The sequence below is a fragment of the Roseibium sp. genome, from assembly GCF_965232425.1.
Classification (GTDB): domain Bacteria; phylum Pseudomonadota; class Alphaproteobacteria; order Rhizobiales; family Stappiaceae; genus Roseibium.
In genome coordinates this window covers 3,061,499-3,085,570 of sequence record NZ_OZ246971.1, presented here as the reverse complement: position 1 = coordinate 3,085,570, position 24,072 = coordinate 3,061,499, and the positions used below count along the sequence as shown (strand labels likewise).

The window sequence follows — 24,072 nt, the reverse complement described above, 5'->3', positions numbered from 1 at the left end:
AGCGCATGGCACGGAAAAAGCAGCAAGGCGGTGGCGGAGCTCCAGACTGGCTGGTCACCTTTGCCGATCTGATGTCGCTTCTCGTATGTTTCTTCGTCCTGATCATCTCGTTTTCCATTCAGGACAAGGAGAAACTGCAGGTCGTCGCCGGATCGATGCGCGAAGCGTTCGGGGTCAAGGAAACCTCGCGCCGCACGGGCATCATCGAGGTCGAAGGCATTCCCATCCGGGAATACATGAAGGACATCAGCCAGGTCGAGCAGGAAAACGATTCCGATTTCTCCCAGGAGCGGCACGAGAAACGCCGCAAACAGGGGCCGGAAGCCAACACGCATGACACGCTGGAAGCCGACATCGAGAAACCCCGCCAGTTCGCTACGGCAGCCGCTTCATTGCGCCAGGCCTGGCAGGAAATGCCGGAAATAACCGAGGTCTCGAGCAACATCATTCTGGAGGAGTCCGAGGAAGGCCTGAACATCATGCTGGTCGACCAGGACGGCCGGTCGATGTTCCGCGAAGGCTCCAAATATCCGTACGAGACGACACGGCGGCTCATCGCCAAAATGGCGCCGGTGCTGGCACGCATGCCCAACCGCGTCGAGATCACCGGGCACACCACGGCGGGCCAGCAGACCAGCGACCCGAGCTACACCGGCTGGGACCTGTCAAGCGAACGCGCGAACGTCGCACGACAGATCCTTGCGGAATATGGTGTACCCGAAGACCAGTTCTTCGCTGTTGTCGGAAAAGCGGACACCGAACCTCTCTTTCCCAACGACCCGTATCTTGCCGCGAACCGCCGCATCGGCATTCTTCTGAAAGCCGAAGAGCCCCCGGTCCCGCCAGGCCACAAACTCTGAGCGCATGAAACTCGACCGGTCGTTTCAGGTCACTCCAATCCGCAGCTTCATCCTGAGGAGCGCGCTTGCGTGCGTCTCGAAGGATGGGCGGCAAAAACTTTGCCGTCCGTATCGCCCTCACTCGACTTGCGAAACCACCAGTCTGGCACCATCGATGGAGTCGACGCGAACCTTGGTTCCCGCCGGCAGGTCCGGGCCGGTGATGCGCCAGATCGTGTCATCGATGGACAGGTTTCCCGCGCCCTCGCTGAGCGGTTTCTGCAGCGTGAATTCCCGCCCGATGTAGCGGCTGCCGCGCTGATTGAGGCCGGGATCGCCGGCCTCGGACGCGAGCCTGCGCATCATCCGCCTGCCGATCAGGAGGCTGACGATCGACAGGACCAGGAAAATGCTGACAAGCACCTGCCAGCTCGGATCGAAGAGGAGCGCAACAACGCCGACGGCGATGGCGGACAGCCCGAACCAGAGGAAAATGCTTCCCGGTGCGACAATCTCCAGACCAAGCAGAAGCAGGCCGAGGACAAACCACGTCCAGGGCCCGAGCGCACTGATCGTGTTTTCGATGAACGTCACGAGGGATCTCCCTCGGGACGGCCCGTATTCGGAACGCGGGACGATGTGCGGTCTTCCTGCGCCTTGTCGCCGAAGGCCTCCTTGGCAATCTCGCCGATCCCGCTCAGGGAGCCGAGCAGGGAGGTCGCTTCCATCGGCAGGATCAGTGTTTTCTGGTTGCGGGAGGTCGCCAGGGCCTGGAACGCCTCGACATACTTGTTGGCGACGAAGTAGTTGATCGCCTGGACATCACCCGAAGCGATGGCGGCACTGACCATCTGCGTTGCCTTGGCCTCCGCCTCTGCTTCCCTCTCGCGGGCCTCCGCGTCCCGGAATGCGGATTCGCGCCGGCCTTCCGCCTCGAGGATCAGCGACTGCTTCTCCCCTTCCGCCTGCAGGATTTCCGACTGCCGCTTGCCTTCCGCTTCCAGGATCGACGCGCGCTTGTCGCGTTCCGCCTTCATCTGGCGCGCCATGGCATCGACCAGGTCCCGCGGCGGGTTGATGTCCTTAATCTCGATACGCGTGATCTTGACGCCCCAGGGTTCGGCCGCCGCGTCGACGACGCGCAGCACCTTGGCGTTGATTTCGTCGCGGTTGGAAAGAAGGCTGTCCAGGTCCATCGATCCCATGACCGAGCGGATGTTCGTCATCGTCAGGTTCAGGATCGCGTTCTGCAGCCCGAGGACCTCATAGGCGGCACGCGCCGCATCCAGCACCTGATAGAAGGTCACGCCGTCGGCGGTCACGGTCGCGTTGTCGCGCGTAATCACCTCCTGGGAGGGCACATCGAGAACCTGCTCCATCATGTTCAGCTTCTGGCCGACCGTATCGATGAACGGAATGATGAAGTTCAGGCCCGGCGACAGCGTCTTGCGATACTTGCCGAACCGTTCGATCGTATAGTTGTAGCCTTGGGGAACGGTCTTGACCCCGGCGAAAAACACCAGGATGACGAGAACCACGAGAGCGATCAGGACAATACTGGCTCCATCGATATCGATTGGCATGAATTTCTCCTGTAGACGTCTGGATTTCCGCGGCCACTATGCTCTTTTTGCGTGAGTCGTTCCAGCGCCTTTACCGGCTATGCACCGCAGGTGCGCAGCACTTCCCACCTCTTTTTCCAAGGTTATGGGCACAATAAGGGGTCGGCGCTGCCGACCGCCGGTCGCGTTCGCTCTGGAGAGGTCGTAAAGAGTGTCCGCCGGGGCGGCGGATCGCCTCAGAGCCAGCCGCCGAGTTCGCGCCTGACGATATGCTCGATCACGTCCATGCCCAGTCCCGTGTCGTTGAGACAGGGAATGTGGGTGAAATGCTCACCGCCGGCTTCCTCGAAGATCTCTCCGGCTTCCCCGGCGATTTCCTCCAGCGTCTCCAGGCAGTCGGCAACGAAGCCCGGGTTCATGACGGCGACCTTGGAAACGCCGTCCTTGGCGAGCTGTTCAACGGTCTTGTCCGTATAGGGCTGCAGCCATTCTTCGGGACCGAACCGGGACTGGAACGTTACGCGCAGCTTCTGTTCGTCCCAGCCGAGCACGTCGCGCATCAGCCGTGTCGTCTTCATGCAGTGGCAATGATACGGGTCGCCGCGCTTGAAATAGGACTGCGGGATACCGTGGTAGGATGTCAGCACGACGTCTGGTTCGAAATCAAGCGTGGCAAGATGTTCCTTCACGGAGGTCGCCAGCGCGGTCACGTAGACCGGGTCGTCGTGATAGGGCGGCACGGTCCGGATGGCGGGTTGCCAGCGCATCTCCAGAAGCGTCTTGCACACGACATCGTTCACCGTCGCCGTCGTCGTCGCCGAATATTGCGGGTAGAGCGGGAACACCAGGATCCGGTCGCAGCCTTCCTCCTTGAGCGCCTTCAGCTTGTCGGGAATCGAGGGCTGCCCGTAACGCATCGCCCAGTCCACTTTCAGCCGGTCGCCCTCACCCGCCATCACCTCGGCCAGCTTGTCGGACTGGCTGCGCGTGATGGTCCTGAGCGGCGATTCATCTTTCTCGTGGTTCCAGATCTCGTCATAGGCCTTGCCGGACTTGCCCGGCCGGGTCATCAGGACAATGCCGTAGAGGATCGGATACCAGATCGCCCGCGGCCATTCGATCACGCGTTTGTCGGACAAGAATTCGCGCAGATATCGCCGCATCGGCCAGTAGTCGGTCGCGTCGGGGGTGCCGAGATTGACCAGGAGCACACCGACCTTGCCACTCTTGACGGGCGGGTGATCCCCGGGCAGATGCAGTTTGCGGAATTCGGCAGCCTTGTCGGCCACCTTGTCAGCGCTCAGCGGTGCGGTTGGTTGAACGTTCATAGGCTCGGCGTGTCCCTCAGCGGAAAATCCTCTCATGCCATACATAGGCCAACCTGCGGTCAAGGCCAATGCGGCATAGCGCTTACGCTGGACAAATGCGCCGGATCACATGGAAACAGCATCTTGAACCGGCGAACGGACAAGAGTGTTTGACCCAGTAGCCTGACAGACCGGCCGCCACATGAGTTTCACAGTCCGGGTCATGCCATGGCTCGACCATGGCATCCATGCCGTTTCGTTGCGTCCCGAAGGGCGTCACTCTTTTCAAAGAGGAGCGGCATGGATTGCCAGATCAAGTCTGGCAATCACGGAGGGAAATTCCACCGGTCCCCTCCTTCGTCACCCCCGGGCGAACACCGTGAGACCCGGGGCCGGGGAGCCCCGGCGTTCGGGGAGAGGCGGAGACACACCTCGAGTCCTCTGCCTCCCCGATCCCGGCGCGCGCTGCGCTTGGCCGGGATGACGATACCGCGGGGCGTGCCGTCTTTCCGGGATAACACCCGACAGACCGAACCCCGGACAGACCTTCCTCTCGCGGGTCATGCCATGGCTTGACCATGGCATCCATGCCGTTTCGTTTGCATCGGCTGAAGGTTTGCCGGGAAACTGCCTCACCCGTATTCGCGTTCGTCGGCGATCACCTTGCCGTCGTTGGGCAGGGCGCCCGGCGGCACGATTTCAACGTCTCCCTTGAGGCGGGTGACCTCCCTGAGCGTCATGGCGACCCGGTCCGTCAAACCATCCGCGCTGATATCCGTTTCGACCGACAGCGTCATCGCGTCGCTTTCGCCCGCGCGGCTGACGGCAAGCCGGGCCTTGCTGACTTCCGGATGCGCCGCGACGATCTGGGCGATCTGCGCGGGATCGACGAACATGCCCTTGACCTTGGTGCGCTGGTCGGCGCGCCCCATCCAGCCGGCGAGTTGCATGTTGGTGCGTCCGCAGGCCGACCGGCCCGGTATGACCTTGGAAAGATCGCCGGTCCCGAACCGGATCAGCGGATAGAGCGTGTTGAAATTGGTCACAACCAGCTCGCCGACTTCGCCGTCGTCCACCGGTTCGCCGGTTCCCGGCCGCACGATCTCGACAATGAAGTCCTCGTTGACGACCATGCCGGTCCGGGCTTCGGTCTCGTAGGCGATGACGCCGAGATCGGCGGTTGCGTAGCACTGGGCAACCTGAATGCCCTGATCCTCGTAGTCCTGCCTCAGGGACGGAAACAGGGCGCCGCCGGAGACAAGCGCCTTCTTGATGGAGGAAACATCACGGCCCTGTTCCCGCCCCCGGTCGAGCAGCACCTTCAGATAGTCAGGTGTGCCCACGAAACCCGACGGTTTCAGCACCTCAATGGCCTCGACCTGCGTGTCCGTGTTGCCGACCCCGGCGGGAAACACGGTACATCCGAGCGCAATCGCGCCCTGGTCGAGAATGAACCCGCCCGGGGTCAGATGATAGGAGAATGCATTCAGAACCGTGTCACCCTTGCGGAAACCGGCCGCGAACAGGCTGCGTGCGCCGTTCCAGGGATCAAGACCCGGCGCCTGCGGCTCCCAGATCGGCCCGGGAGACATGAAGACGCGCGCGGCTTCGGAAAGCTCGCCCGCCAGAAATCCGCCGAAAGGAGGATCGGCCTTCTGCCGTTCCATCAGGTCCGACTTGCGCAGGATCGGTAAGGCAGCCAGCGACACGCGGTCGACGATGCCCGCAAGATCGCACCCTTCCAGATGCGCGGCCCAGCCGGGCGCCCGGCGCATGGCATGTGCCATGAGTTCCGGCAATCTGACAAAGAGATCCCGTTCGCGCAAAGCGGGGTCCTGCCGCTCGCGCGCATCAAACTGTTGGTCGCTCATGGTCGTCTCCGCGTCTATGGCATCCGGGTCACATGCCCGTCAGGCCAGCCAGCGCTTCCTTCGCTTGTAATGTTTGACATTCCGGAACGAGCGGCGTCCTTCTCCGCCGACACCCAGATAGAATTCCTTTACATCCTCGTTTTCGCGCAGCGCCTTTGCATCGCCGTCCAGCACGATACGGCCGGATTCCAGGATGTATCCGTAGGTCGCGTATTTCAGCGCCACATTGGTGTTCTGTTCCGCCAGCAGGAAGGACACACCTTCCTTTTCGTTGAGTTGGCGGACGATCTCGAAAATCTCTTCCACAAGCTGCGGCGCGAGACCCATGCTGGGCTCGTCCAGCAGGATCATTTTCGGCCGGCTCATCAGGGCGCGACCGATAGCGCACATCTGCTGCTCACCGCCGGATGTGTAGCCCGCCTGGCTCTGGCGGCGTTCTCTCAGCCGCGGGAAATAATTGTAGACCATCTCCAGGTCGGCCTTGATCGCGGAATGCCCGTCCTTGCGTGTATAGGCGCCGGTCAGAAGGTTCTCCTCGATGGACAGGTGGCCGAAACAGTGCCGTCCTTCCATGACCTGGATGCAGCCGCGCCGGACAAGCTCGTTCGGTGACAGGGCCTGGACTTCGTCCTGCTCGAACAGGATCGAGCCTTTCGTGACTTCGCCGCGTTCGGCGCTCAGGAGATTGGAAATCGCCTTGAGGGTCGTAGTCTTGCCGGCGCCGTTCGCGCCCAGCAGCGCCACGATGCCACCCTTCGGCACCGTCAGCGACACACCTTTCAGAACAAGGATCACGTGGTCGTAGATGACCTCGATATTGTTGACCGAAAGGATCGTCTCCGCAGTGTCCGCCGCACCGTCCGAACCGTTCTGTTCTACATCCAGCAATGCCATTCAACTCTCTCCTGGGATGCTCCGCCGCGCAGGGTGCGCGGCGGAACGGACTGCCTGATCAGTTCGGGCAGGGTTCGGTACGCTCCGGCCACGGCGCGTTCTTTTCCGCGTACTCGGCGGCAGCTGCCTCGAGAAGCGGACGCACGATGTCGGTCATCGGCTCGATCCAGCCGGATGCCTGACGCCATTGCTGTCCGTCCCACTCCTGGATGAAGACGGGATGGCTGCCGGCGTGGTCGTCACAGGTGACTTTCATCGGATGCGCGAAACCGGCAAGGCCGAGTTCCTTCAGACGCGCTTCGTCGAGATTGAGCGCTTCCAGCCCCATCCGCATGTCTGCGCCGGTGATGACCTTCTTGCCGGTCAGTTCCTGTGCGGTGCGGATGCCCTCGGCGATGATGACCGAGTTCAGGACGCCACGGTTATAGAGCGTGCCGCCGATCGAACTTGCGTCCGTTGAGCTCAGCCCGGCATCGATGACGTGCTTCTTGATGTCATCGAGAGCAGGGAAATCGCTGCCGACGCCGGAGAAGTTCATGGCCTTGTAGCCCTTGGCGCCTTCACCACCAGCAGCGGCATCGTCATCGCCCGCGGACCACCAGACGCCGATGAACTTGTCCATCGGGAAACGGATCTTGACGGCTTCCTTGATGGCGGTCGGGTTCATCGCGCCCCAGCCCCACATGACCATGTAGTCGGGACGGTCCCGGCGCACGTTCAGCCACTGTGACGACTGGTTCTGCATTTCCTTGACGCCGACCGGGTACTGCAGCAGCTCGAAGCCGTATTTCTCGGCCAGTTGCTCCAGCAGCGGGATCGGTTCACGGCCATAACCGGCGTCCAGGAAGATGTAACCGATCTTCTTGCCCTTGAGGTTGTCGAGACCGCCTTCCTGCTCGCCGATATACTTGATCACGACGGACGCGCCGTCCCAGTAGGTATCCGGCACGTTGAAGACCCACGGGAACGTGGAACCGACCGCCGCTGCGGACAGGCCGTAGCCCATCGACAGGACCGGGATCTTGTCAACGCCCGCTTTCGGGATCAGCTGCAGCGTGATGCCGGTGGAATACGGATTGTAGACCAGAGCACCCTTGCCCTTCGTTGCCTCGTAGCACTCGACACCCTTCTGGGCGTTGTAGCCGGTCTCGCATTCCTCGAGCTCCAGCTTGACGCCGCCGATACCGCCGTCACGCTCGTTCAGCATTTTCAGGTAGTCATGCATGCCGTTGGCAATGTGAATGCCGGAAGCGGCAAACGGACCGGTGCGGTAGGTCAGCAGCGGCACATAATTGCTGTCTTCAGCCTGGGCGACCGTGGTTGTGGCAAGACCGGAAAATCCGACCCCGAGCGCAACAGCGGTTCCCAGCGCAATTTGCTTGATGCGTTTCATGTTTCTCCTCCCATGCGGTTCCGGACCATCCGGCACCGCCAGACCTGTTGCGCCATTCCTCTCCGGACCGGTCCAAATCCGGATGACGTTCAAAATGACTGGCCTCCTAGTAGGGGAAGGGCCAGACCCTGAGCTTCTGCTTCGCGATCTGCCAGAGCCGCGCAAACCCGTGCGGTTCGACGATCAGGAAGAAGATGATGAGGGCGCCGACGATCATGAACGTGACATGTTCGACCGTTTCGGCAGCCAGGTTGATCCCGATGGTACCGGGAATGAATTTCAGGAACACCGGCAGGATCCAGATGAAGGCCGCGCCCATGAACGATCCGCTCAGGCTGCCGAGACCGCCCAGGATCACCATGAACAGGATCTGGAAGGACAGCGCGATCGAATAGGACGACGGCTCTGCGGCATTCAGCCAGAAGAACACCATCATGGCACCGGCGACGCCGCAAATATAGGACGAGACGGCGAATGCCATGAGCTTGGTCTGCAGCGGACGGATGCCCATCAGCTCGGCGGCGATGTCCATGTCGCGGATCATCATCCAGGAACGCCCGATGCGTCCGCGCAGGACGTTCGCCATCAGGAAGGCGATCAGCGCGGTGATGCCGAGCACGATGAAATAGCGCACGATCGGGGTCGCCTCCGCACCGGACACCACGACACCGAAGGCCTCGCGATGCGGGATCTCGATCGCACCGGACGCGTTGTCGTTGTAGAGCCACCGGATACGGATGAAGCACCACTCCAGGAAGAACTGGGCGGCAAGGGTCGTCACCGCGAGATAAAGCCCCTTGATGCGCAGGCTCGGCAATCCGAACACCGCCCCGATCGCCGCCGAGAAAACGCCCGACAGGAGCACCATCAGGATGACGTTGGCATCCGGGAATATGGTGGTGAGCTTGTAGGCCGCGTAGGCGCCCACGCCCATGAAGGCACCTGTGCCCAGGGACAGCTGCCCGCAGAAACCCGTCAGCACGTTCAGACCGATCGCCGCCAGCGAAAACACCAGGAAAGGGATCATGATCGACGTCAGGAAGAAGTCATTGGCAAAGACCGGTATCACCACGAAGGCGATCGCCAGGATAACCATGAGACCAACCCGGTCCTGCAGGATCGGCATGAGCGCCTGATCCGCCTTGTAGCTTGTCTTGAATTGGCCAGCTTCGCGATAGAACATTCTTTATACCCGCTCGATGATGCGTTCGCCGAAGAGGCCCTGCGGCCGGAACAGGAGGAAAACAAGGGCGATGATATAGGCCAGCCAGGACTCGATCCCGCCGCCGACAAGACCGCCCCAGTAGAGCTCGCCGATCTTCTCGCCGAACCCGATGATCAGACCGCCCACAATGGCTCCGGGAATGGAGGTGAAGCCGCCGAGGATCAGCACCGGCAAAGCTTTGAAGGCCACGATTTCGAGCGCAAACGAAACGTCCGAGCGCGCGCCCCACATGATCCCGGTCGCAAGCGCAACGAGGCCTGCCGCGAACCAGACGATGGCCCAGATCTGGTTGAGCGAGATGCCGACCGAAAGCGCCGCCTGATGGTCATCGGCGACAGCCCTGAGAGCCCGGCCGATCCGCGTCTTGTTGAAGAAGATGCCGAGCGCCGCCACCATCAGCACCGCGATCACCGCCGCGGCGATATCGATATGCTGCAGGATGATCAGGCCGCGCTCTCCAAACTCGATCGCGGTCGAACCGGTCGGCAATCCGAGTTCCTCGGTGATCATCTGCTTCGGTTCACCGCCGAAGACGAATTCTCCGAAGCCGATCAGGAAATAGGTCAGGCCGATAGTCGCCATGAGCAGGATGATGTCGGGCTGGTTGACCAGCGGCCGCATCACCACCCGTTCCACACCATAGGCCAGGATGCCCATGGCACCGATGGTCAGGGCGAGGGCCAGATAGGCGGGAACGCCGTTTTCGTTGAGGCCGACCAGCGTCAGGCCGGCGAACACCACCATGATGCCCTGGGCAAAGTTGAAGACGCCCGAGGCCTTGAAGATCAGCACGAACCCGAGCGCGATCAGCGCATAGAGGATCCCCGCGACGAAGCCTTCCCAGAGCACCTGGAGGAAGAAATCCGGCATGTCGTACATCTGCACGAAGGGATCGATGAAAATGTCGTAGAGCATCGTTTCACTCTCCCCTAGTGACTCACGCCGAGATAGGCGTCGATGACGTTCTGGTCGGCCTGCACCTCTTCGGGCGGGCCATCGGCGATCTTTTTGCCGTAGTCGAGCACGACCACACGGTCGGACAGGTCCATGACCACGCCCATGTCATGCTCGATCAGCGCGATCGTGGTGCCGAATTCCTGGTTCACGTCGAGGATGAAGCGGCTCATGTCCTCTTTCTCTTCCAGGTTCATGCCGGCCATCGGCTCGTCCAGAAGGAGAAGGTCCGGTTCCATGGCAAGGGCGCGCCCGAGTTCGACCCGCTTCTGAAGGCCGTAGGGAAGGCGCCCGACCGGCGTTTTGCGGATCGCCTGGATTTCCAGAAAGTCGATGATGTCCTCGACCTTGCGGCGATGCTCGATTTCCTCGCGCTCCGCCGGTCCGCGCCAGATCAGCTGCCAGAAGAAATTGCGGTGCATCTTCAGGGAGCGCCCGGACATGATGTTGTCGAGCGTGGTCATGCCCTTGAAGAGCGCAACGTTCTGGAACGTGCGTGCGATCCCCTGGCTGGCGGCCTCGTACGGCTTCATCTTGCGCCGCTCCTTGCCCTGCCAGGTGATCGTGCCTTCCTGCGGGTGGTAAAACCCGTTGATGACATTGAGCATCGAGGTCTTGCCGGCACCGTTCGGACCGATGATCGCCCGGATCTCGCCCTTCAGGATATCAAAGGAAATATCCGTGATGGCCTTCACGCCGCCGAAGGCCAGCGACACGTTGTCAACCCGCAGCAACTCCTCGCGCGGCGCGGTATCGGCGGCGCCGGCCGGAGCCGTTGCCACGTCTGTTGCAAAGGCGTTCATTCGGCGGCCTCCTGATAGCCCTTGCCAGGATCATGGGTTTCCATATCGCGGATCTCGACCGTGGCTTCGATCGCGCCCTTGCGGCCATCCTCGAAGGTGACTTCCGTGCGGATATGCTTGGAGGTCGAACCGTCGTAGAGCGCCTCGATCAGCGGTGCATATCGTTCCGCGATGAAGCTCCGCCGCACCTTCTGGGTCCGGGTCAGCTCCCCGTCATCGGCATCCAGTTCCTTGTGCAGGATCAGGAAGCGCTTGATCTGGGCACCCGCCATCATCGGTTCGCGCGACAGATCCCGGTTGACCTGATCGACATGGCTTTCGACCATCGCGTAGACGTCCGGATGGGCCGCGAGTTCCTGATAGGAGGCGTAGTTGACGTTGTTGCGCTCCGCCCACGACCCGACGGCGGTCAGGTCGATGTTGAGGAACACGGCGACCATGTCGCGCTCGTGCCCGAAGGCGACCGCTTCCTTGATGTTGGGGAAGAACTTCAGCTTGTTCTCGATGTATTTCGGCGCAAACAGGGCACCGTCGTTGAGCTTGCCGACATCCTTGGCCCGGTCGATGATCTTCAGGTGGCCGTTTTCGGCGATAATGCCGGCATCGCCCGTATGCACCCAGCCGTCCGGCGTCTTGGTCTTTTCCGTTGCCTCGTCATTCTTGAAGTAACCGACAAAGACGCCCGGAGACCGGTACATGACCTCGCCGTTGTCGGCGATCTTGAGTTCGACATCGGGAGCCGGTTTGCCGACTGTGTCACCGAAGATCTCACCGTCCGGCTGCAGCGTGATATAGACGCTGGCTTCCGTCTGTCCGTACAGCTGTTTCAGGTTGAGGCCGAGCGAGCGGTAGAACTGGAAGATTTCGGGTCCGATGGCTTCACCGGCCGTGTAACCGACCTTCATCCGTGTCAGTCCCATCCGGTTCTTCAACGGCCCGTAGACGAAAAACTCGCCGAGCCGGTACAGCAGACGGTCCTTGAAACCCACGGTTTCGCCGTTGAGGATCTTTTCGCCGACGTTGCGCGCGACGTCCATGAAGTAGGTGAACATTGCACGCTTGGTTTTACCGGCATCTTCCATGCGCACCATGATCTGCGTCAGCAGGGTTTCGAACACCCGCGGCGGTGCAAAGAAATAGGTCGGCGCGATCTCCCGGCGGTCGACATCGATCGTGTCCATGCCTTCCGGGCAGTTGACGCAGTAGGCGGCCGTGAAGGCCTGGGCCAGCGAAAACACGTGATCGCCGATCCACGCCATCGGCAGGTAGGCAAGCACTTCCTCGGTTTCGTCGAGGTGATCGAACACATTCGCGTTCCGGGCCGAAATTGCCAGATTGTCGAAGGAAAGCATGACGCCCTTGGGGCGCCCGGTCGTGCCGGACGTGTAGAGCATCACCGCGATATCCGATCCCTTGCCCCCGGCAAATCCCTCTTCCCATTCACCTGCAAGCGCTCCGTTTTCCGCCTGCAGCGAGCGGCCCTTGTCCTGAACGGATTCATAGGAATGCAAGTGCGTATGGTCGTAGTCGCGCAGGCCCCGGATCTCGTCATAGATCACGTCTTTGAGGGTGGGCACTTCGTCCGACATCGACAGCAGCTTGTCGACCTGCTCCTGGTCCTCGACAACCGCGAATTTCACTTCGGCATGGCCGAGGACATAGGCCATTTCCTCGGCAACGGAGTCGGAGTAGACCGGCACCGGAACGGCCCCGAGCGCCTGCGCCGCAACCATGGACCAGTAAAGTCTCGGGCGGTTGGCGCCCACGATGGCGATCTTGTCGCCCTTTTCCAGTCCGAGTGATTTCAGTCCGATTGAAAAAGCGCGGATTTCCTCGCACACCTCGGACCAGGTCCATCTCTGCCAGATTCCGTAATCCTTTTCCCGGAACGCCGTCCGGCTTCCAAACGCCCTCGCATTGCGCAAGAGGATTTTCGGAAAGGTGTCTTCCCCGCTCGGCGATGTGCCGCTCGACCCTGCCATTATTCGTTTCTTCCCCTTGGACCGCTGTCGCCGGACCTGCGTGCACACGTCCTTCGGTGATCCGTTCTTGTTCAACCGGCAGCAGCGGTGCCGCGACCGCCGGTCTGGAAGGTGCCCCGGTTCCGGGGTCGTTGTTTCAACGGATATGAAACAGCCTGCCGTCCCAACCTTCAACCGGTAATTTGTCGAAGACGGCCCGGCATCGTGTCCCGTTGTCTGTCATCGGGACGCTAGACCGGCTGATTTGCAGCAATATGATCCAATTATTTCCAATTGTTGCAATTGCGCTGCGACTGCGAAGGCCAGGCAGGACGACGTTCGAATTCCGGTTCGGCACCTGACCGGTAGAGGGGAACGAGGGCCTGCCAGCTGCGCGGGCAGGAAGGAAAATCCCGGTGGTGTGGCTACTCGATCTCGACAATGATCGTATGGGTCGCATTCTGTGCAAGCGCCCATGCCGCGCGATCCACAATCCGTGCGTTCTCCGCTATGCGCCCGGCAGGAACCAGCATTCCGAACTGTTGCCGGCCGCTACGCCGGGCGGGTTGACCGCTCGCCCAGTTCTGGAAAGCCAGCGGCGCGCCGGACTGCCATCGGGGCCGCCCGTCCACTGTCTCCAGTCCTATCGTCGGGCCGTAGTCGTTGAAAAGCCCGCGGCTGCCGCGGGTCCAGAGTTTGCGGTCGAATCGCACCATGTCGACGACGAAGGCGTGTTCTTCGGCGGAATCGATTTCCACGAGCTTTCCGTCGAACCGGTCGAGCAGTTGCTCGATATCCGGTCTTCCGAAGGTTGATCCCATGTAGATGGCCGCGTAGAGCCTGTCCTGGAAATACCCGTAGATCATCTCGCGGCCCGGCACGGCGCCGATCAGCTTGTGGAGCCTGGGGTCGGTTTCCAGGAGCCGCGTTTGGGCATTGTCGATGAGACGCGCGGTCGCGGCGGACGTCGCAAAGATATCCACGTAGTCCAGATTTGCATCAAGGACGCCAAGCGCGGAGACGGTCGCGCGCCCGAGATAGCCGGTGTCGGCAAGGCCGTTGTAACGCTGGAATGTACGCAGGGCGCTGATCGTTCTGGTTCCGGGCTGTCCGTCTACGGCGCCGACGTCATTGCCGCGTGTCGCGAGCGCCGTCTGGACCGCCTTGATCCTGTCCCTCGGCAAGCGGATCATGTCCAGCGCCGCACGGCGCATGTCACCGTTGATCTCGGTCCCTTCAAGAGGTGTGCGGTATCGCCCGAAAACGCGATATCTGACCTCGGACTGCAAGGCTTCTTCTTCCAGCGTCACGGCACTCTTTGCCAAGGACCCCTCGGGATAGGACCGAAAGTAGAGCGCCCAGGCCCTCGGTGTGTTCAGCTTGTCCGCCGCGCCGTAGAGAGCCAGCTCGTCCTGTAGCGAATTCGGTGTCAGCGCTGCCTGCTGAACGGGTTTCTCCGGTTCCGCGACCGGTTCGGGCGCTTTCAGGATGACCGAACCGATCAGGGAGGAATTGTCCCACGGCACCTGCCGTCCGCCCGTTTCCTGAATGACATCCTGCCGGACGCGGCGCATGACGACGCCGATATCTTCGCCCGGCGTCTCCAGATGCCGGACCAGCGCCCCGGTGAACGGGCTGTTTTCCCCCTCGCCGTCCAAGGCGACATTTCCGGGTTGGGTCGAATAGGCGATCAGGGTGCCGATGCCTGTCTCGACCGCAGCAAGCCCTTGCCCGACGCTTGCCGAGCGTGTGCCCATCGTCGCTGCAAGATTGCGGAGCAGCGGGTTGTTGCGGCAGGCATCGAGGATGACCAGGTTCGTGCGCGGCTCCCTATTCATCTGAGCGAGGATGACCTGCAATCCGATCGCCTCGAACTCGAGATCGGCTTCGTCCAGCAATCTGGTCTCGATCGGAGCAAGATAATTCTTCCCGGCAACCTGCAATCCGTGGCCGGCAAAATAGAACAGGGCGATGTCGGCCCCGCGGATCGCGCGTGCGAACTGTCTGATCTTTGCCTCGAAGTCCAGGCGTTGCAGGTCAATGCCTTCAATCACCTCGAAATCGAGCCGCCTCAGCACCGCTGCAACCGCAGTTGCGTCATTCACGGGATTGGCCAGGACCGGAGCATGCTCATACGCGCTGTTGCCGACAACCAGCGCCACACGCTTTGCCATCGCGGGACTGCCGAAGGACGTCAGCAAGACGATTGCAAGCGCGCAAACGATCCGTCTCATGAACATGCTCCCCCGAACAGTTGACTGTGGCCCAGGCAGCAAAGACTAGGACGCAAGGGAAAGTAAAATCAACAGTTCTCGGCAAGTGGTCCGGATTCCTGGTCAGAAGCGATAAACAAAATCACATCTCGTGTTGTCCTCCAGCTCAATGGTTTACGTAGGGTAATTGCACAGCCTGCCGTTCATGCCTATACTCGGTTTACGTACAAAAGCGCAAAATACAACCAATATACAACCGGAACGATTTGCGAGGGGGAGACGCCATGGCCAAACGTCCAGCCAAAGCGAAACAAGCCAGGAAAACGAAGTCCCAGGCGGCGAAAAAGAAGGCCCCGGCAGCCAAGGCCTCGACACCCGTAGCCGGCCCTTCTCTTGGCCGGCGTGTCCTGAACGTTCCGCGGGATGCGACCGACCTGCGCGACCGCTACTACGAGCCCGCCCTCCTAGGCCTGGAGCTCTCGATGAGCCCACCCGGTCCGGACCTCAGCCCCATCCGCGACCAGGGCGGCGAAGGCTCCTGCACCGGCTTTGCACTTTCCAGCGCGATCACGTTCCTTAATCGCAAGCGGCACAGCCAGCTCTCAGACCCCGTTGAGGCTCCTCTTGCCAGTGCGCGCATGCTCTACGAGATGGCTAAACTGAACGACGAGTGGCCCGGAGAGGACTATGAGGGTTCGAGCATAAGGGCGGCGCTGAAAGGGTTCTTCAACAACGGCGTCTGCAGCGAGGACCTGGCCCCTTATGTCGAGGGAGAGCGAAACTGGTATCTGAATAAGGACCAGGCCGAAGATGCCAGGAAGCTCGGCCTCGGGGCCTATTTTCGCCTGCGCCCCCAGATCATCGATTATCACGCGGCCCTGAACGAGGCCGGCGTCATTTATGCCTCCGCCATGGTGCACCGTGGCTGGCAACGGCCGCGCCGGGGAGACATTGCGCCCTCGAACGTGACGGAGGGCGGCCACGCCTTCATCATCGTCGGCTATGACGACAAGGGGTTCCTGATCCAGAATTCCTGGGGGGAAGAATGGGGCGGCTTCGACGGACAGCCCGGAATCGCCCGCTGGCGCTACGAGGACTGGTCGGCAAACATCATGGATGCCTGGGTCCTGCGGCTCAATGTGCCAACCCCGGACTCGTTCGATCTCACGGTCCGGTCACAGGAAGACGCCAGCCGAAACCTGCTGGGCTCCCCCGCCACGCGTGCACCCCGTCACGAGGAAATTGTCGGACACATCATCCACCTCGACGACGGCAATCTCGTCGAAACCGGCAAGTATCCAACACCTGTCGCCAGTCTCCAGGAAACGGCAAACTTCCTGGCGGATGAAAACGCGACGGCCGGGCGCGACTACAGGCACCTGCTCTTTTATGCCCATGGCGGCCTCAACGATCAGAACGCTTCGGCGAACCGCGTCAGAAAAATGAAGGAGGTGTTCAAGCGCAACGGCATCTACCCGATCCACTTCATGTGGGAAACGGGATTTTTCGAAACGCTCGGTGACATCATTTTCGCATCGAACGCGAAAGCCGCGGCACGGGTCGGCAGCGTTTCCGACTTTTTCGACCGTGTGCTGGAAACGACGGCACGGCTTCCCGGACGCGCCATCTGGCGCGACATGAAACGCGATGCCGGCCAGTCTTTCCTGTCGACGGGCGGTGGCACCAAGGCCCTCAAGATCCTGCTCAAGGGCAATGCCAGGCGTCAAAAGCCGCTCAAGATCCATCTGATCGGTCACAGTGCCGGCGGGATTTTTCTGGGCCACCTGCTCGACCGGCTCAACGCCGTCAACCCGCTCTCCGAACCGGTTCAGTCCTGCTCGCTGATGGCACCCGCCTGCACCATTGATTTCTTCAACAGGTTCTACCACCCGCGCATTGGCGGCAAGAACGCCGCATCGGATGTCGCGCAACTGGTGCAGTACAATCTGATCGACCAGCGCGAGCGCGACGATTCGGTCGGCCCGTACAGGAAGTCGCTTCTCTACCTCGTGTCCAATGCCTTTGAAGACACGCGCAAGATGCCGCTTCTGGGAATGGAGAACTTCAGCAAGGACCTCTCCCTGAAACCGGCCCACAAGCTCCATTATGCAGGACGCGGCGACACCATCACGGACAGCAAGACCCACGGCGGCTTCGACAACGACCGGGCAACGATGAACAATATCCTGAAGAACATACTCGGTGTGAAACCGTCACCCGCGAAAGGGTTCCAGCCGGAGGACATGACCGGCTACTGAGGCCTCATGAGGGCGCGCCGGTGCTTTTTCTGGCGACGAGCCAGGGTTTCAGCTGAATGTTTCCCTCCTCCGGCGGCGCGCCTTCGAGAAGGTCGAGCAGCAACCTTGCAGCCTGCTCGCCGACCGCGCGGCGCGGCTGGTGGACCGTCGTCAGCGGCGGAACGAAGTGCCCGGCAATATCGATGTCATCGAACCCCACGACCGACACATCCCGCGGAACCCGCACACCGGCTTCGTTCAAGGCGCAAATGAATCCGAAGGCCATCCGGTCCGCCGCGCAGAAGACCGCCGTCGGACGGTCCTTCAAACGGAGCCATGCCTCGGCCGCCTTTTCCCCGGCCTCCAGCGTGTAGTCGCCTTCGAAAAGCCAGTTCTTGTCCGGGTCGAGACCGGTCTTCGCCAGCGTCGACGTGTACCCGTCAAGCCGGTCCCGGCCCGGCTTGTGGGTCAGTGATCCCGTGACATGCCCGATCTTCGTGTGCCCGCACTCAAGCAGATGCGAGACCGCCAGACGCGCGCCGAGAAGATTGTCCACCACGGCGATCGGCACTGCCGGGTCATCGCTCCACTCCCCGCAGGCCACGATCGGCGGCAGCTTGGGGTTCATTGCGCGGATAGCGGAAATCGAGAAATGTCCGTCGAGAATGACGATGCCGTCGCAATTGTTCTTGCTGAAGAAGTCGCTGACCGTCGAACGCGACATGGATGGCTTGCGCGTGTCCGCAATCAGAACCTTGAGGTTCTTTGCCGCACAAACGGTCTCGATACCCTGCAGGATGTTGGAGAAATGCGAGTTGCCGATATCAGGCACAAGCGCCACGATGGTGCCCGTGTCGCGCCTGCGCAGGTTTCGCGCGGCGTGATTGAGCACATACCCCGTTTCCTCGACCGCCCTGGCAACCTTGTCGCGCGTCTTGATCGAGACGCGTTCAGGCGTGGACAGAGCCCGGCTGACCGTCGCCGTGGAGACCTTGGCCGCACGCGCGACATCCTGAACGGTGGGATTGGGTTTTCTGACGTTCGACTCGCTCATTCAATTGTTCTTAAACGACAAGACTCCGATCTGGCGATTTATTCTTCAAATATCGGTGCGGAAAGGCAATGCTTGCAACCAGATTGGCAATCTCAGGAGCGACTTATGCCCGATGAACGACTGATGGACGTATCGTCCGACGAACCTCCCGCGGATTTCACGGCACCGCAAAAGGCTCTTTGGTGGCTCAGGAAGGGTGACCTCGGCCTTGGTCCGGAGTGGGAGCGCGCGCACATGATCTGCCAGGAAGCGGAAGGCCAGAAGACACACGACTGGATCCATGCGCTGTGTCACCTGATCGAAGGCGATCTCGGCAACGCGGCCTACTGGTTCAGGCGCGCGGAACAGCCGCCCGGTGCGACAGATCCGAAAGAGGTTTGGGAGCGCATTGCGGCCGCATACGGGTGAGGCGAAAGGTGCGGCTAGGGTCCTGACCTTAGGAGAAGCCCAGATATTCCTCGATCTGCTTGACCCCGCGCTGCATGTGGGCGTCGATTTCCTTGAGCATGAGGTCCAGCCGCTCGCCGAGGGCCAGTTGCAGATACCGTTCGTGGGCATCAACGATCGGTCCCTTGCGGCCATGCGCCCTCTGGTGCTCGGCAAGGTAAAGCTGCAGCCGCCCGGCGATCCGGCGCCAGCTTTCCAGGAGCAGCTTGTGCCCGCTCATCTCGTAGACAAGGGAATGAAACCGGACCTCCGCCTCGCTCGATGACACGTGATCATCAAGTTCCAGCGTTGCCAGTAGATCCTTGTGGCGCGCTTCCAGTTCGCGCGCGAATGCATCGTCCCGGCGATCCCAGATTTCACGGAACGCGAGCGTCTCGAGCGCGGTCCGGAGTGAGTAGATTTCCCGGACATCTTCCGGCGACAGCTTGAGGACGCGCGTCCCCGTATAGGGTATCGTCTCGATCAGGCCTTCAGCCGCGACCTGCCCCATGGCCTCGCGCAGTGGTCCGCGGCTCACGCCGAACCTGGCGGCAAGGTCGGATTCGGTGATCTGGCTGCCGGACTCGATTTCGCCGCTGATGATCGCACGGCGCAGATTGGCGGCAATCTGGTTGCTGAACGTTTCGCGCTTGACGGGTTTGACCCGGTTCTGTGACATGAGTTGCGGTTTGTTCATGGTCCTGTGCACTTGGTCTTCTTCGGCCGGCGTCTTGCTTCGGTTAGCTTTCCCTGCGTTTTAGCGCAAGACCCAGTCCTTGTAAGCTTTTTCAGCTTCCGACGTGACGCTTCCGGGCAGACCCGTGCCGATGGTGCGCCCGTCGATACGCACGACAGGGGTCACGCCCCCGAGTGTTCCGGTGATGAAGGCCTCGTCGGCCGAATAGGCTTCGGCGAGCGTGAAATCTTTCTCCCGGACGACATTGCCACGGTTCAGCCAGCTGTCGATGACTGCTTTTTGCGTCAATCCCTTGAAGGAAAAGGAGCCGGTGGAGGTCCACAGTTCCCGGCCCCTGACGATGAAGAAATTCGTCGAGTTGCAGCTGGCGACAAACCCGCGTGGATCGAGCATCAGGGCTTCATCCGCACCGGCATTGATCGCCTGGATAAGAGCCTGGATCAGGTTGAGCCGGCTGTGGGAATTGAGACGCAGATCGAAGACGTCCGGCCCGCTGGTCCGGAAGGTCGACGTGAACAGGGAAAGCCCTTTCGTCTTTGTATCGGCCCGCGGCGACTTGTATTCGGCCACGATCACGACGGTTGCCTTGCCGACCACGAAGCGCGGGTCCTGGTTCGGCGTGCTCTTGAGCCCGCGCGAAACCATCAGCCGGATATGAACCCCGTCCGTCATGCCGTTGGCATCCAGTGTCCTGCGAATTGCGGCCTTGAGATCGTCCCGGCTCAAGCCGATGTCGAGCGCGATGGAGTTGGCGCCTTCGAACATGCGGTCAAGATGCGCGTCCAGCTGGAGAATGCGTCCGTCTATGACCCGCAGGCCCTCCCAGACGCCGTCTCCAAGCACGAACCCGCTGTCAAACACGGAGACGACGGCCTCATGCCGCGGTACCAGCTGTCCATCGACATAGACCAGAACGGTTTCGTTCCGCGGATCCGCGACATAGCTTTGCGCGCTTGCAGACGTGTTCATCGAATTATGGTCTCCAGAAATGATCTAAAACTGAAATCGCCGGTGCTCTGCGAGGAATTGCTGCGTCAGGGGGCGTTTCGGATTCTTGAGAACGTCGTCGGGCGTCCCGCTTTCGTAAATGCCGCCTTCGGCGAGAAACAGGATCCGCGTCGCGAAATGATAGGCAAAGCCGATTTCATGCGTAACGAGCAGCATGGTGCGGCCCTCGGTTGCCAGCTGCTCGATGACCCCGAGCACCTCTCCGACAAGGGCCGGATCGAGCGCGGAGGTCGGCTCGTCGAAAAGCAGGATCTCCGGGTCCATCGCCAGGGCGCGCGCGATTGCGACCCGTTGCTTCTGCCCGCCGGACAGGCGTGACGGAAAGGTCTCGGCCTTGTCGGCAAGGCCCACGCGCTCAAGTTCCGCGACCGCCCTTTCCATCGCCTTCGGGGCCGGAACGCCGCGCACGGTCTTCAATCCTTCCGCGACATTGCCGGCAACCGTCATGTGCGGGAAAAGATTGAACTGCTGGAACACCATTCCGACCCGCTGCCGCAGGGCGCAGAGTTCGCGCTCCGAGAAGCGCATGTCACCGGATCGCGACGGCTGACCGACGGTGTCACCATCCAGTTCGAGGCGGCCTTCACTCGGTGTCTCCAGGACGTTGATACAGCGCAGCAGCGTGCTCTTGCCGGACCCAGAAGCGCCCAGAATGGCAATCCTGTCGCCCGGCATGACATCAAGATCGATATCCGAGAAGACGCGCAGCGACCCGAATTGTTTGCCGAAACCGGACAATCTGAGAACAGGTGCGTTCACGTTCAGTCACTCCGTGCAAGGTGGCGCTCGAGCGCATAGGTCAGGCGCACGATCGGATATAGAATGATGAGGAAAATCGCGGCGATCACGGTATAGACCTCCAGCGGGTTGAAGCTGAGCGAGGCGATCAGCTTGCCCTGCTGCAGGAGTTCCACGTAGGCAACGACCGACGCCAGCGTGGTCATCTTGAAGATTTCGACACCCCGGTTGGTCAGGGCCGGAATGATGCGCCTGATGGCCTGCGGCAGGATCACGCGCCGCAAGGTCTGAAGACCATTCATGCCGATCGCGCGCGCGGCCTCCCATTGACCCGGTTCGATGGACTGGATACCGCCCCGGTAGATCTCCGCCGAATAGGCCGCCGAATTCAACGAGATCCCGAGGATCGCCGCCAGAAACGGCCCGATCTCGATCGGTGCGATGATCGGCAGCGCATAGTAGAACCAGAGGATCTGCACCAGAACCGGCGTGTTCCTGAAGAACTCCACGAAGGCCGTGGAGAGCCAGCGGACCGGCCGGTTTTTGGAGCGCTTTCCAAGGGCGATGATCAGGCCGAGCCCCATGCCGATGACAAGACAGACAACGAACAGCCGCAGCGTTCCGGCCGCGCCGATCGCCAGCGCATACCAGTTGTCGAAGACGTCCTGAAAGTTCCAGATATAGCTCATGGCGTGAACTCGCCGCTCTTGGCAAAGCGGCGCTCCAGGCGCGAGGCAACGAAACTGATGAAGGAAATCGACACGAAGTAGATCAGCGCGACGACCGTGAAGACTTCCAGCGGACGGAAGGTCTTCTGCGCCAGTTCGTTGGCCTGGAACAGGAGGTCTGCGTACGACACCGTCGCAACGAGCGTCGTCGTCTTCATCAACTCGATGGACCGTTCCATCATGGAGGGAAACATCCGCTTGACGGCCTGGGGCAGGATGACCCTGTGCATGCACTGATTGTAGGTCATGCCGATCGCCTTGGCGGCCTCCCATTGCCCGCGCTCGATCGACACGATGCCGGCCCGGAAGATCTCGGCGAAGAACGCCCCGCTCTGGATCATGAAGGTCAGCGAGGCGGCGAGGAACGGGGTCATTTCAATCGACAGCACGATCGGCAGGCCGAAATAGAACCAGAACAGTTGCACGAGCGGAGGAGTCGTCCGGAACACTTCGATGACGACCCCTGCCGGAACGTTGAGCCAGCGCCTGTGGGACAGGCGCGCGAACGCGAGCAGGAGACCGACGACCAGCCCGCCCGAGAGCGCCGTCGCTGTCAGGATCAACGTGTTGCGGAAGCCGACGAGGAGAAAGCCGCCCTCCGCAAGTACCGGTGAAAAGTCCCACTCGTACATGATCGGTCCGCGCGGTTCAGAGGAGTTCCTTGATGATCGGCGGAGCGGATTTCGGATCGAGACCGAAACCGGAGAGGAATTCCTCGTACCAGGTCTGGATCTGGCCGGACTGGTAGTAGTCCGCCAACTGCGCATCGACGAAAGCAACGAAGTCGGTGTCGCCCTTGCGCACGGCGGCGCTGGTCGGGTTCGACTTGACCGGAGACGGCACGACGATCTTGCCGCGCCCGAGCTTCTGGCGCGCCGCGATCAGCGGCGGGTGAAACAGGCACACCGCGTCGACACGCCCGGACTGGAACGCCGCGATCGCCTCCGTGTTGCCCGGGAAACGCTGGATGTCCGCATTGCCGACATTTTCGGTCAGGAACTTGTCCATGCTGGTCGCCTGCGGCACGGCGATCTTGATCTCCGGTTTGTTGAGATCTTCCCAGGAGGTGACCGGAACGTCGTCCTTGGCGAGAACGGCGAGCGAATAGTACAGCAGCGGATTGTCCGGGAAGCTTGCGGCTTTCTTGCGTTCGTCCGTTGCATCCAGAACGAACATGACGTCGATCTTGTTGCTCTGCAGCGCGGCAACCGCCGTTCCCCAGGTGACTTCCACAGGTTCGAAGTCGACACCGAGCGCCTCCGCCATTGCCTTGCCCGCGGAAACCCCGACACCGGATGACCATTCACCGGTTGCCGGGTCCTTCGAATACCAGGGCGGCGCCTGGGTCACCCCCACGCGGAGCTTGCCGCGCTCCTTGATGTCATCAAGGGATCCGGCGGCGAGCGCCGGCACTCCGCTTGCGACCAGTGCCGAAGCCAACGTGGCTCCCGTGAAGGTCAGAACTGTTCGACGGGTCAGTTTCATCTCTTGGTTCCCCTTTTTTCGATCGGCGCCGTTTGGAAAGCGCCCCTCTAAGGTCATAAAAGCGGCTCTATTGTAGATTGTCAACAATTTACCATCATGCATGCAAGCGTGACCTCCGACGGGAGGCTCATGTTCCTGAATGAAGCGCATTGGACCTGAGACTGTTATGAAACGAGCGAACACCCCCGGCACATGCACGTCCGGTTCCGGGCCGGGAACAGAATTTTGCACCGGATCTGCCATCAAATGCACCGTTTCCCTCATCGTCACCCCGGGCGAACGAAGTGAGATCCGGGGCCGGGGCGCCCCGCCCCCCAGAACGGCAACCGCAAAAGCCGATACGTCATTGCTTCCCGCTTTCCCTCTCCCACTGGGAGAGGGAAAGCGGGAGGGGCAAACACCTGAAGGATGCCGACGGCGCTGATCCCTCACCCGGCCTTCCAGGCCGACCTCTCCCAACGGGAGAGGTGACCGGGTTCGCGGCGGGTGATAGGCATGACACGAATACCTCATTAATGGGGAAGAACTAGACGGCCATGAGCGCCGCCCCGGCCTTGAGCCGGGGCCTCCTGTCAAATCGTGCACAGGTCCCGGATCAGCTCCGCGACAGCGCAGGCTGCAAGGCCATCACAATAGCCCACACGCCATTGCCTCCCCGGTCCCGGCGCGCGCTGCGC

21 protein-coding genes are annotated in these 24,072 nt (G+C 61.3%); 3 read left to right on the top strand and 18 right to left on the bottom strand.

The annotated features are described in order from the left end of the window. Positions 1-5 precede the first annotated feature (5 nt). Complete coding sequence (locus ACO08A_RS14210) at positions 6-860, top strand: flagellar motor protein MotB (RefSeq protein WP_422041660.1); 855 nt, start codon at positions 6-8, stop codon at positions 858-860. Between the two features lie 117 nt (positions 861-977). Here ACO08A_RS14210 and ACO08A_RS14205 read toward each other — a convergent pair whose 3' ends face one another. The 11 genes from ACO08A_RS14205 to ACO08A_RS14155 form a co-directional block, all read right to left on the bottom strand. Further along, positions 978-1,433, bottom strand: a complete 456-nt coding sequence (locus tag ACO08A_RS14205; RefSeq protein ID WP_422041659.1) for an NfeD family protein — start codon at positions 1,431-1,433, stop codon at positions 978-980. Further along, positions 1,430-2,422 carry an SPFH domain-containing protein gene (locus tag ACO08A_RS14200; RefSeq protein WP_422041658.1) on the bottom strand — a complete coding sequence of 331 codons (993 nt, stop codon included), beginning with the start codon at positions 2,420-2,422 and terminating at the stop codon, positions 1,430-1,432. Before ACO08A_RS14200 ends, ACO08A_RS14205 begins: the two co-directional genes overlap by 4 nt. A 215-nt stretch (positions 2,423-2,637) precedes the next feature. After that, positions 2,638-3,729 carry a ferrochelatase gene (gene hemH / locus ACO08A_RS14195; protein WP_422041657.1) on the bottom strand — a complete coding sequence of 364 codons (1,092 nt, stop codon included), beginning with the start codon at positions 3,727-3,729 and terminating at the stop codon, positions 2,638-2,640. A gap of 611 nt (positions 3,730-4,340) precedes the next feature. Then, positions 4,341-5,579 (bottom strand): phenylacetate--CoA ligase family protein, encoded by a 1,239-nt coding sequence (locus ACO08A_RS14190; RefSeq protein WP_422041656.1) that lies wholly within the window; start codon positions 5,577-5,579, stop codon positions 4,341-4,343. Positions 5,580-5,618: 39 nt separating this feature from the next. Further along, entirely contained in the window at positions 5,619-6,473 is an 855-nt protein-coding gene (locus tag ACO08A_RS14185) for an ABC transporter ATP-binding protein (protein WP_422041655.1), read from the bottom strand. 58 nt (positions 6,474-6,531) lie between these two features. Beyond that, positions 6,532-7,866, bottom strand: a complete 1,335-nt coding sequence (locus tag ACO08A_RS14180) for an ABC transporter substrate-binding protein (RefSeq protein WP_421979861.1) — start codon at positions 7,864-7,866, stop codon at positions 6,532-6,534. 106 nt (positions 7,867-7,972) lie between these two features. Next, complete coding sequence (locus ACO08A_RS14175) at positions 7,973-9,049, bottom strand: branched-chain amino acid ABC transporter permease (RefSeq protein ID WP_422041654.1); 1,077 nt, start codon at positions 9,047-9,049, stop codon at positions 7,973-7,975. A 3-nt stretch (positions 9,050-9,052) separates the two neighbouring features. Further along, entirely contained in the window at positions 9,053-10,006 is a 954-nt protein-coding gene (locus tag ACO08A_RS14170; RefSeq protein ID WP_421979863.1) for a branched-chain amino acid ABC transporter permease, read from the bottom strand. Between the two features lie 14 nt (positions 10,007-10,020). Beyond that, positions 10,021-10,848 (bottom strand): ABC transporter ATP-binding protein, encoded by an 828-nt coding sequence (locus ACO08A_RS14165; protein ID WP_422041653.1) that lies wholly within the window; start codon positions 10,846-10,848, stop codon positions 10,021-10,023. After that, positions 10,845-12,830: an AMP-dependent synthetase/ligase gene (locus tag ACO08A_RS14160; RefSeq protein WP_422041652.1), complete on the bottom strand. Its 1,986-nt coding sequence runs from the start codon at positions 12,828-12,830 to the stop codon at positions 10,845-10,847. The genes ACO08A_RS14165 and ACO08A_RS14160 overlap by 4 nt, the downstream gene beginning before the upstream one ends. 404 nt (positions 12,831-13,234) lie before the next feature. Further along, a complete protein-coding gene (locus tag ACO08A_RS14155) occupies positions 13,235-15,043 on the bottom strand; it encodes a caspase family protein (RefSeq protein ID WP_422041651.1) in 1,809 nt (602 codons plus the stop codon). A gap of 263 nt (positions 15,044-15,306) precedes the next feature. Between ACO08A_RS14155 and ACO08A_RS14150 the strand changes: the two genes are divergently transcribed. Continuing rightward, positions 15,307-17,280 (top strand): C1 family peptidase, encoded by a 1,974-nt coding sequence (locus tag ACO08A_RS14150; protein ID WP_422041650.1) that lies wholly within the window; start codon positions 15,307-15,309, stop codon positions 17,278-17,280. Between the two features lie 4 nt (positions 17,281-17,284). Here the strand turns inward: ACO08A_RS14150 and ACO08A_RS14145 are convergent, their stop codons facing one another. Further along, on the bottom strand, positions 17,285-18,313 hold the full coding sequence (locus ACO08A_RS14145) for a LacI family DNA-binding transcriptional regulator (RefSeq protein WP_422041649.1): 1,029 nt from the start codon (positions 18,311-18,313) through the stop codon (positions 17,285-17,287). Between the two features lie 105 nt (positions 18,314-18,418). On the opposite strand from ACO08A_RS14145, the gene ACO08A_RS14140 reads away from it, so the two are divergent. Then, positions 18,419-18,721, top strand: coding sequence for a hypothetical protein (locus ACO08A_RS14140; RefSeq protein ID WP_422041648.1), 303 nt, complete (start codon positions 18,419-18,421; stop codon positions 18,719-18,721). 28 nt (positions 18,722-18,749) lie between these two features. Here ACO08A_RS14140 and ACO08A_RS14135 read toward each other — a convergent pair whose 3' ends face one another. Genes ACO08A_RS14135 through ACO08A_RS14110 form a run of 6 tightly spaced genes read right to left on the bottom strand, consistent with a single transcriptional unit; the run spans position 18,750 to position 23,395 of the window. Next, complete coding sequence (locus ACO08A_RS14135) at positions 18,750-19,436, bottom strand: GntR family transcriptional regulator (RefSeq protein WP_422041647.1); 687 nt, start codon at positions 19,434-19,436, stop codon at positions 18,750-18,752. A gap of 60 nt (positions 19,437-19,496) precedes the next feature. Then, positions 19,497-20,405: an aminotransferase class IV gene (locus tag ACO08A_RS14130; protein WP_422041646.1), complete on the bottom strand. Its 909-nt coding sequence runs from the start codon at positions 20,403-20,405 to the stop codon at positions 19,497-19,499. Positions 20,406-20,429: 24 nt separating this feature from the next. Continuing rightward, positions 20,430-21,203 (bottom strand): amino acid ABC transporter ATP-binding protein, encoded by a 774-nt coding sequence (locus tag ACO08A_RS14125; RefSeq protein WP_422041645.1) that lies wholly within the window; start codon positions 21,201-21,203, stop codon positions 20,430-20,432. A 2-nt stretch (positions 21,204-21,205) separates the two neighbouring features. Next, positions 21,206-21,871 (bottom strand): amino acid ABC transporter permease, encoded by a 666-nt coding sequence (locus ACO08A_RS14120; RefSeq protein WP_422041644.1) that lies wholly within the window; start codon positions 21,869-21,871, stop codon positions 21,206-21,208. Next, positions 21,868-22,542, bottom strand: coding sequence for an amino acid ABC transporter permease (locus tag ACO08A_RS14115; protein WP_422041643.1), 675 nt, complete (start codon positions 22,540-22,542; stop codon positions 21,868-21,870). Before ACO08A_RS14115 ends, ACO08A_RS14120 begins: the two co-directional genes overlap by 4 nt. Before the next feature lie 16 nt (positions 22,543-22,558). Further along, positions 22,559-23,395: a transporter substrate-binding domain-containing protein gene (locus ACO08A_RS14110; protein ID WP_422041642.1), complete on the bottom strand. Its 837-nt coding sequence runs from the start codon at positions 23,393-23,395 to the stop codon at positions 22,559-22,561. Positions 23,396-24,072: the final 677 nt, after the last annotated feature.

Coding starts and splice junctions, on each gene's coding strand:
- ACO08A_RS14185 (WP_422041655.1), bottom strand. CDS start 6,473: ATGGCATTGCTGGATGTAGAACAGAACGGTTCGGACGGTGCGGCGGAC.
- ACO08A_RS14140 (WP_422041648.1), top strand. CDS start 18,419: ATGCCCGATGAACGACTGATGGACGTATCGTCCGACGAACCTCCCGCG.
- ACO08A_RS14175 (WP_422041654.1), bottom strand. CDS start 9,049: ATGTTCTATCGCGAAGCTGGCCAATTCAAGACAAGCTACAAGGCGGAT.
- hemH (WP_422041657.1), bottom strand. CDS start 3,729: ATGAACGTTCAACCAACCGCACCGCTGAGCGCTGACAAGGTGGCCGAC.
- ACO08A_RS14120 (WP_422041644.1), bottom strand. CDS start 21,871: ATGAGCTATATCTGGAACTTTCAGGACGTCTTCGACAACTGGTATGCG.
- ACO08A_RS14130 (WP_422041646.1), bottom strand. CDS start 20,405: ATGAACACGTCTGCAAGCGCGCAAAGCTATGTCGCGGATCCGCGGAAC.
- ACO08A_RS14180 (WP_421979861.1), bottom strand. CDS start 7,866: ATGAAACGCATCAAGCAAATTGCGCTGGGAACCGCTGTTGCGCTCGGG.
- ACO08A_RS14170 (WP_421979863.1), bottom strand. CDS start 10,006: ATGCTCTACGACATTTTCATCGATCCCTTCGTGCAGATGTACGACATG.
- ACO08A_RS14210 (WP_422041660.1), top strand. CDS start 6: ATGGCACGGAAAAAGCAGCAAGGCGGTGGCGGAGCTCCAGACTGGCTG.
- ACO08A_RS14135 (WP_422041647.1), bottom strand. CDS start 19,436: ATGAACAAACCGCAACTCATGTCACAGAACCGGGTCAAACCCGTCAAG.
- ACO08A_RS14110 (WP_422041642.1), bottom strand. CDS start 23,395: ATGAAACTGACCCGTCGAACAGTTCTGACCTTCACGGGAGCCACGTTG.
- ACO08A_RS14115 (WP_422041643.1), bottom strand. CDS start 22,542: ATGTACGAGTGGGACTTTTCACCGGTACTTGCGGAGGGCGGCTTTCTC.
- ACO08A_RS14165 (WP_422041653.1), bottom strand. CDS start 10,848: ATGAACGCCTTTGCAACAGACGTGGCAACGGCTCCGGCCGGCGCCGCC.
- ACO08A_RS14190 (WP_422041656.1), bottom strand. CDS start 5,579: ATGAGCGACCAACAGTTTGATGCGCGCGAGCGGCAGGACCCCGCTTTG.
- ACO08A_RS14150 (WP_422041650.1), top strand. CDS start 15,307: ATGGCCAAACGTCCAGCCAAAGCGAAACAAGCCAGGAAAACGAAGTCC.
- ACO08A_RS14200 (WP_422041658.1), bottom strand. CDS start 2,422: ATGCCAATCGATATCGATGGAGCCAGTATTGTCCTGATCGCTCTCGTG.
- ACO08A_RS14160 (WP_422041652.1), bottom strand. CDS start 12,830: ATGGCAGGGTCGAGCGGCACATCGCCGAGCGGGGAAGACACCTTTCCG.
- ACO08A_RS14145 (WP_422041649.1), bottom strand. CDS start 18,313: ATGAGCGAGTCGAACGTCAGAAAACCCAATCCCACCGTTCAGGATGTC.
- ACO08A_RS14155 (WP_422041651.1), bottom strand. CDS start 15,043: ATGAGACGGATCGTTTGCGCGCTTGCAATCGTCTTGCTGACGTCCTTC.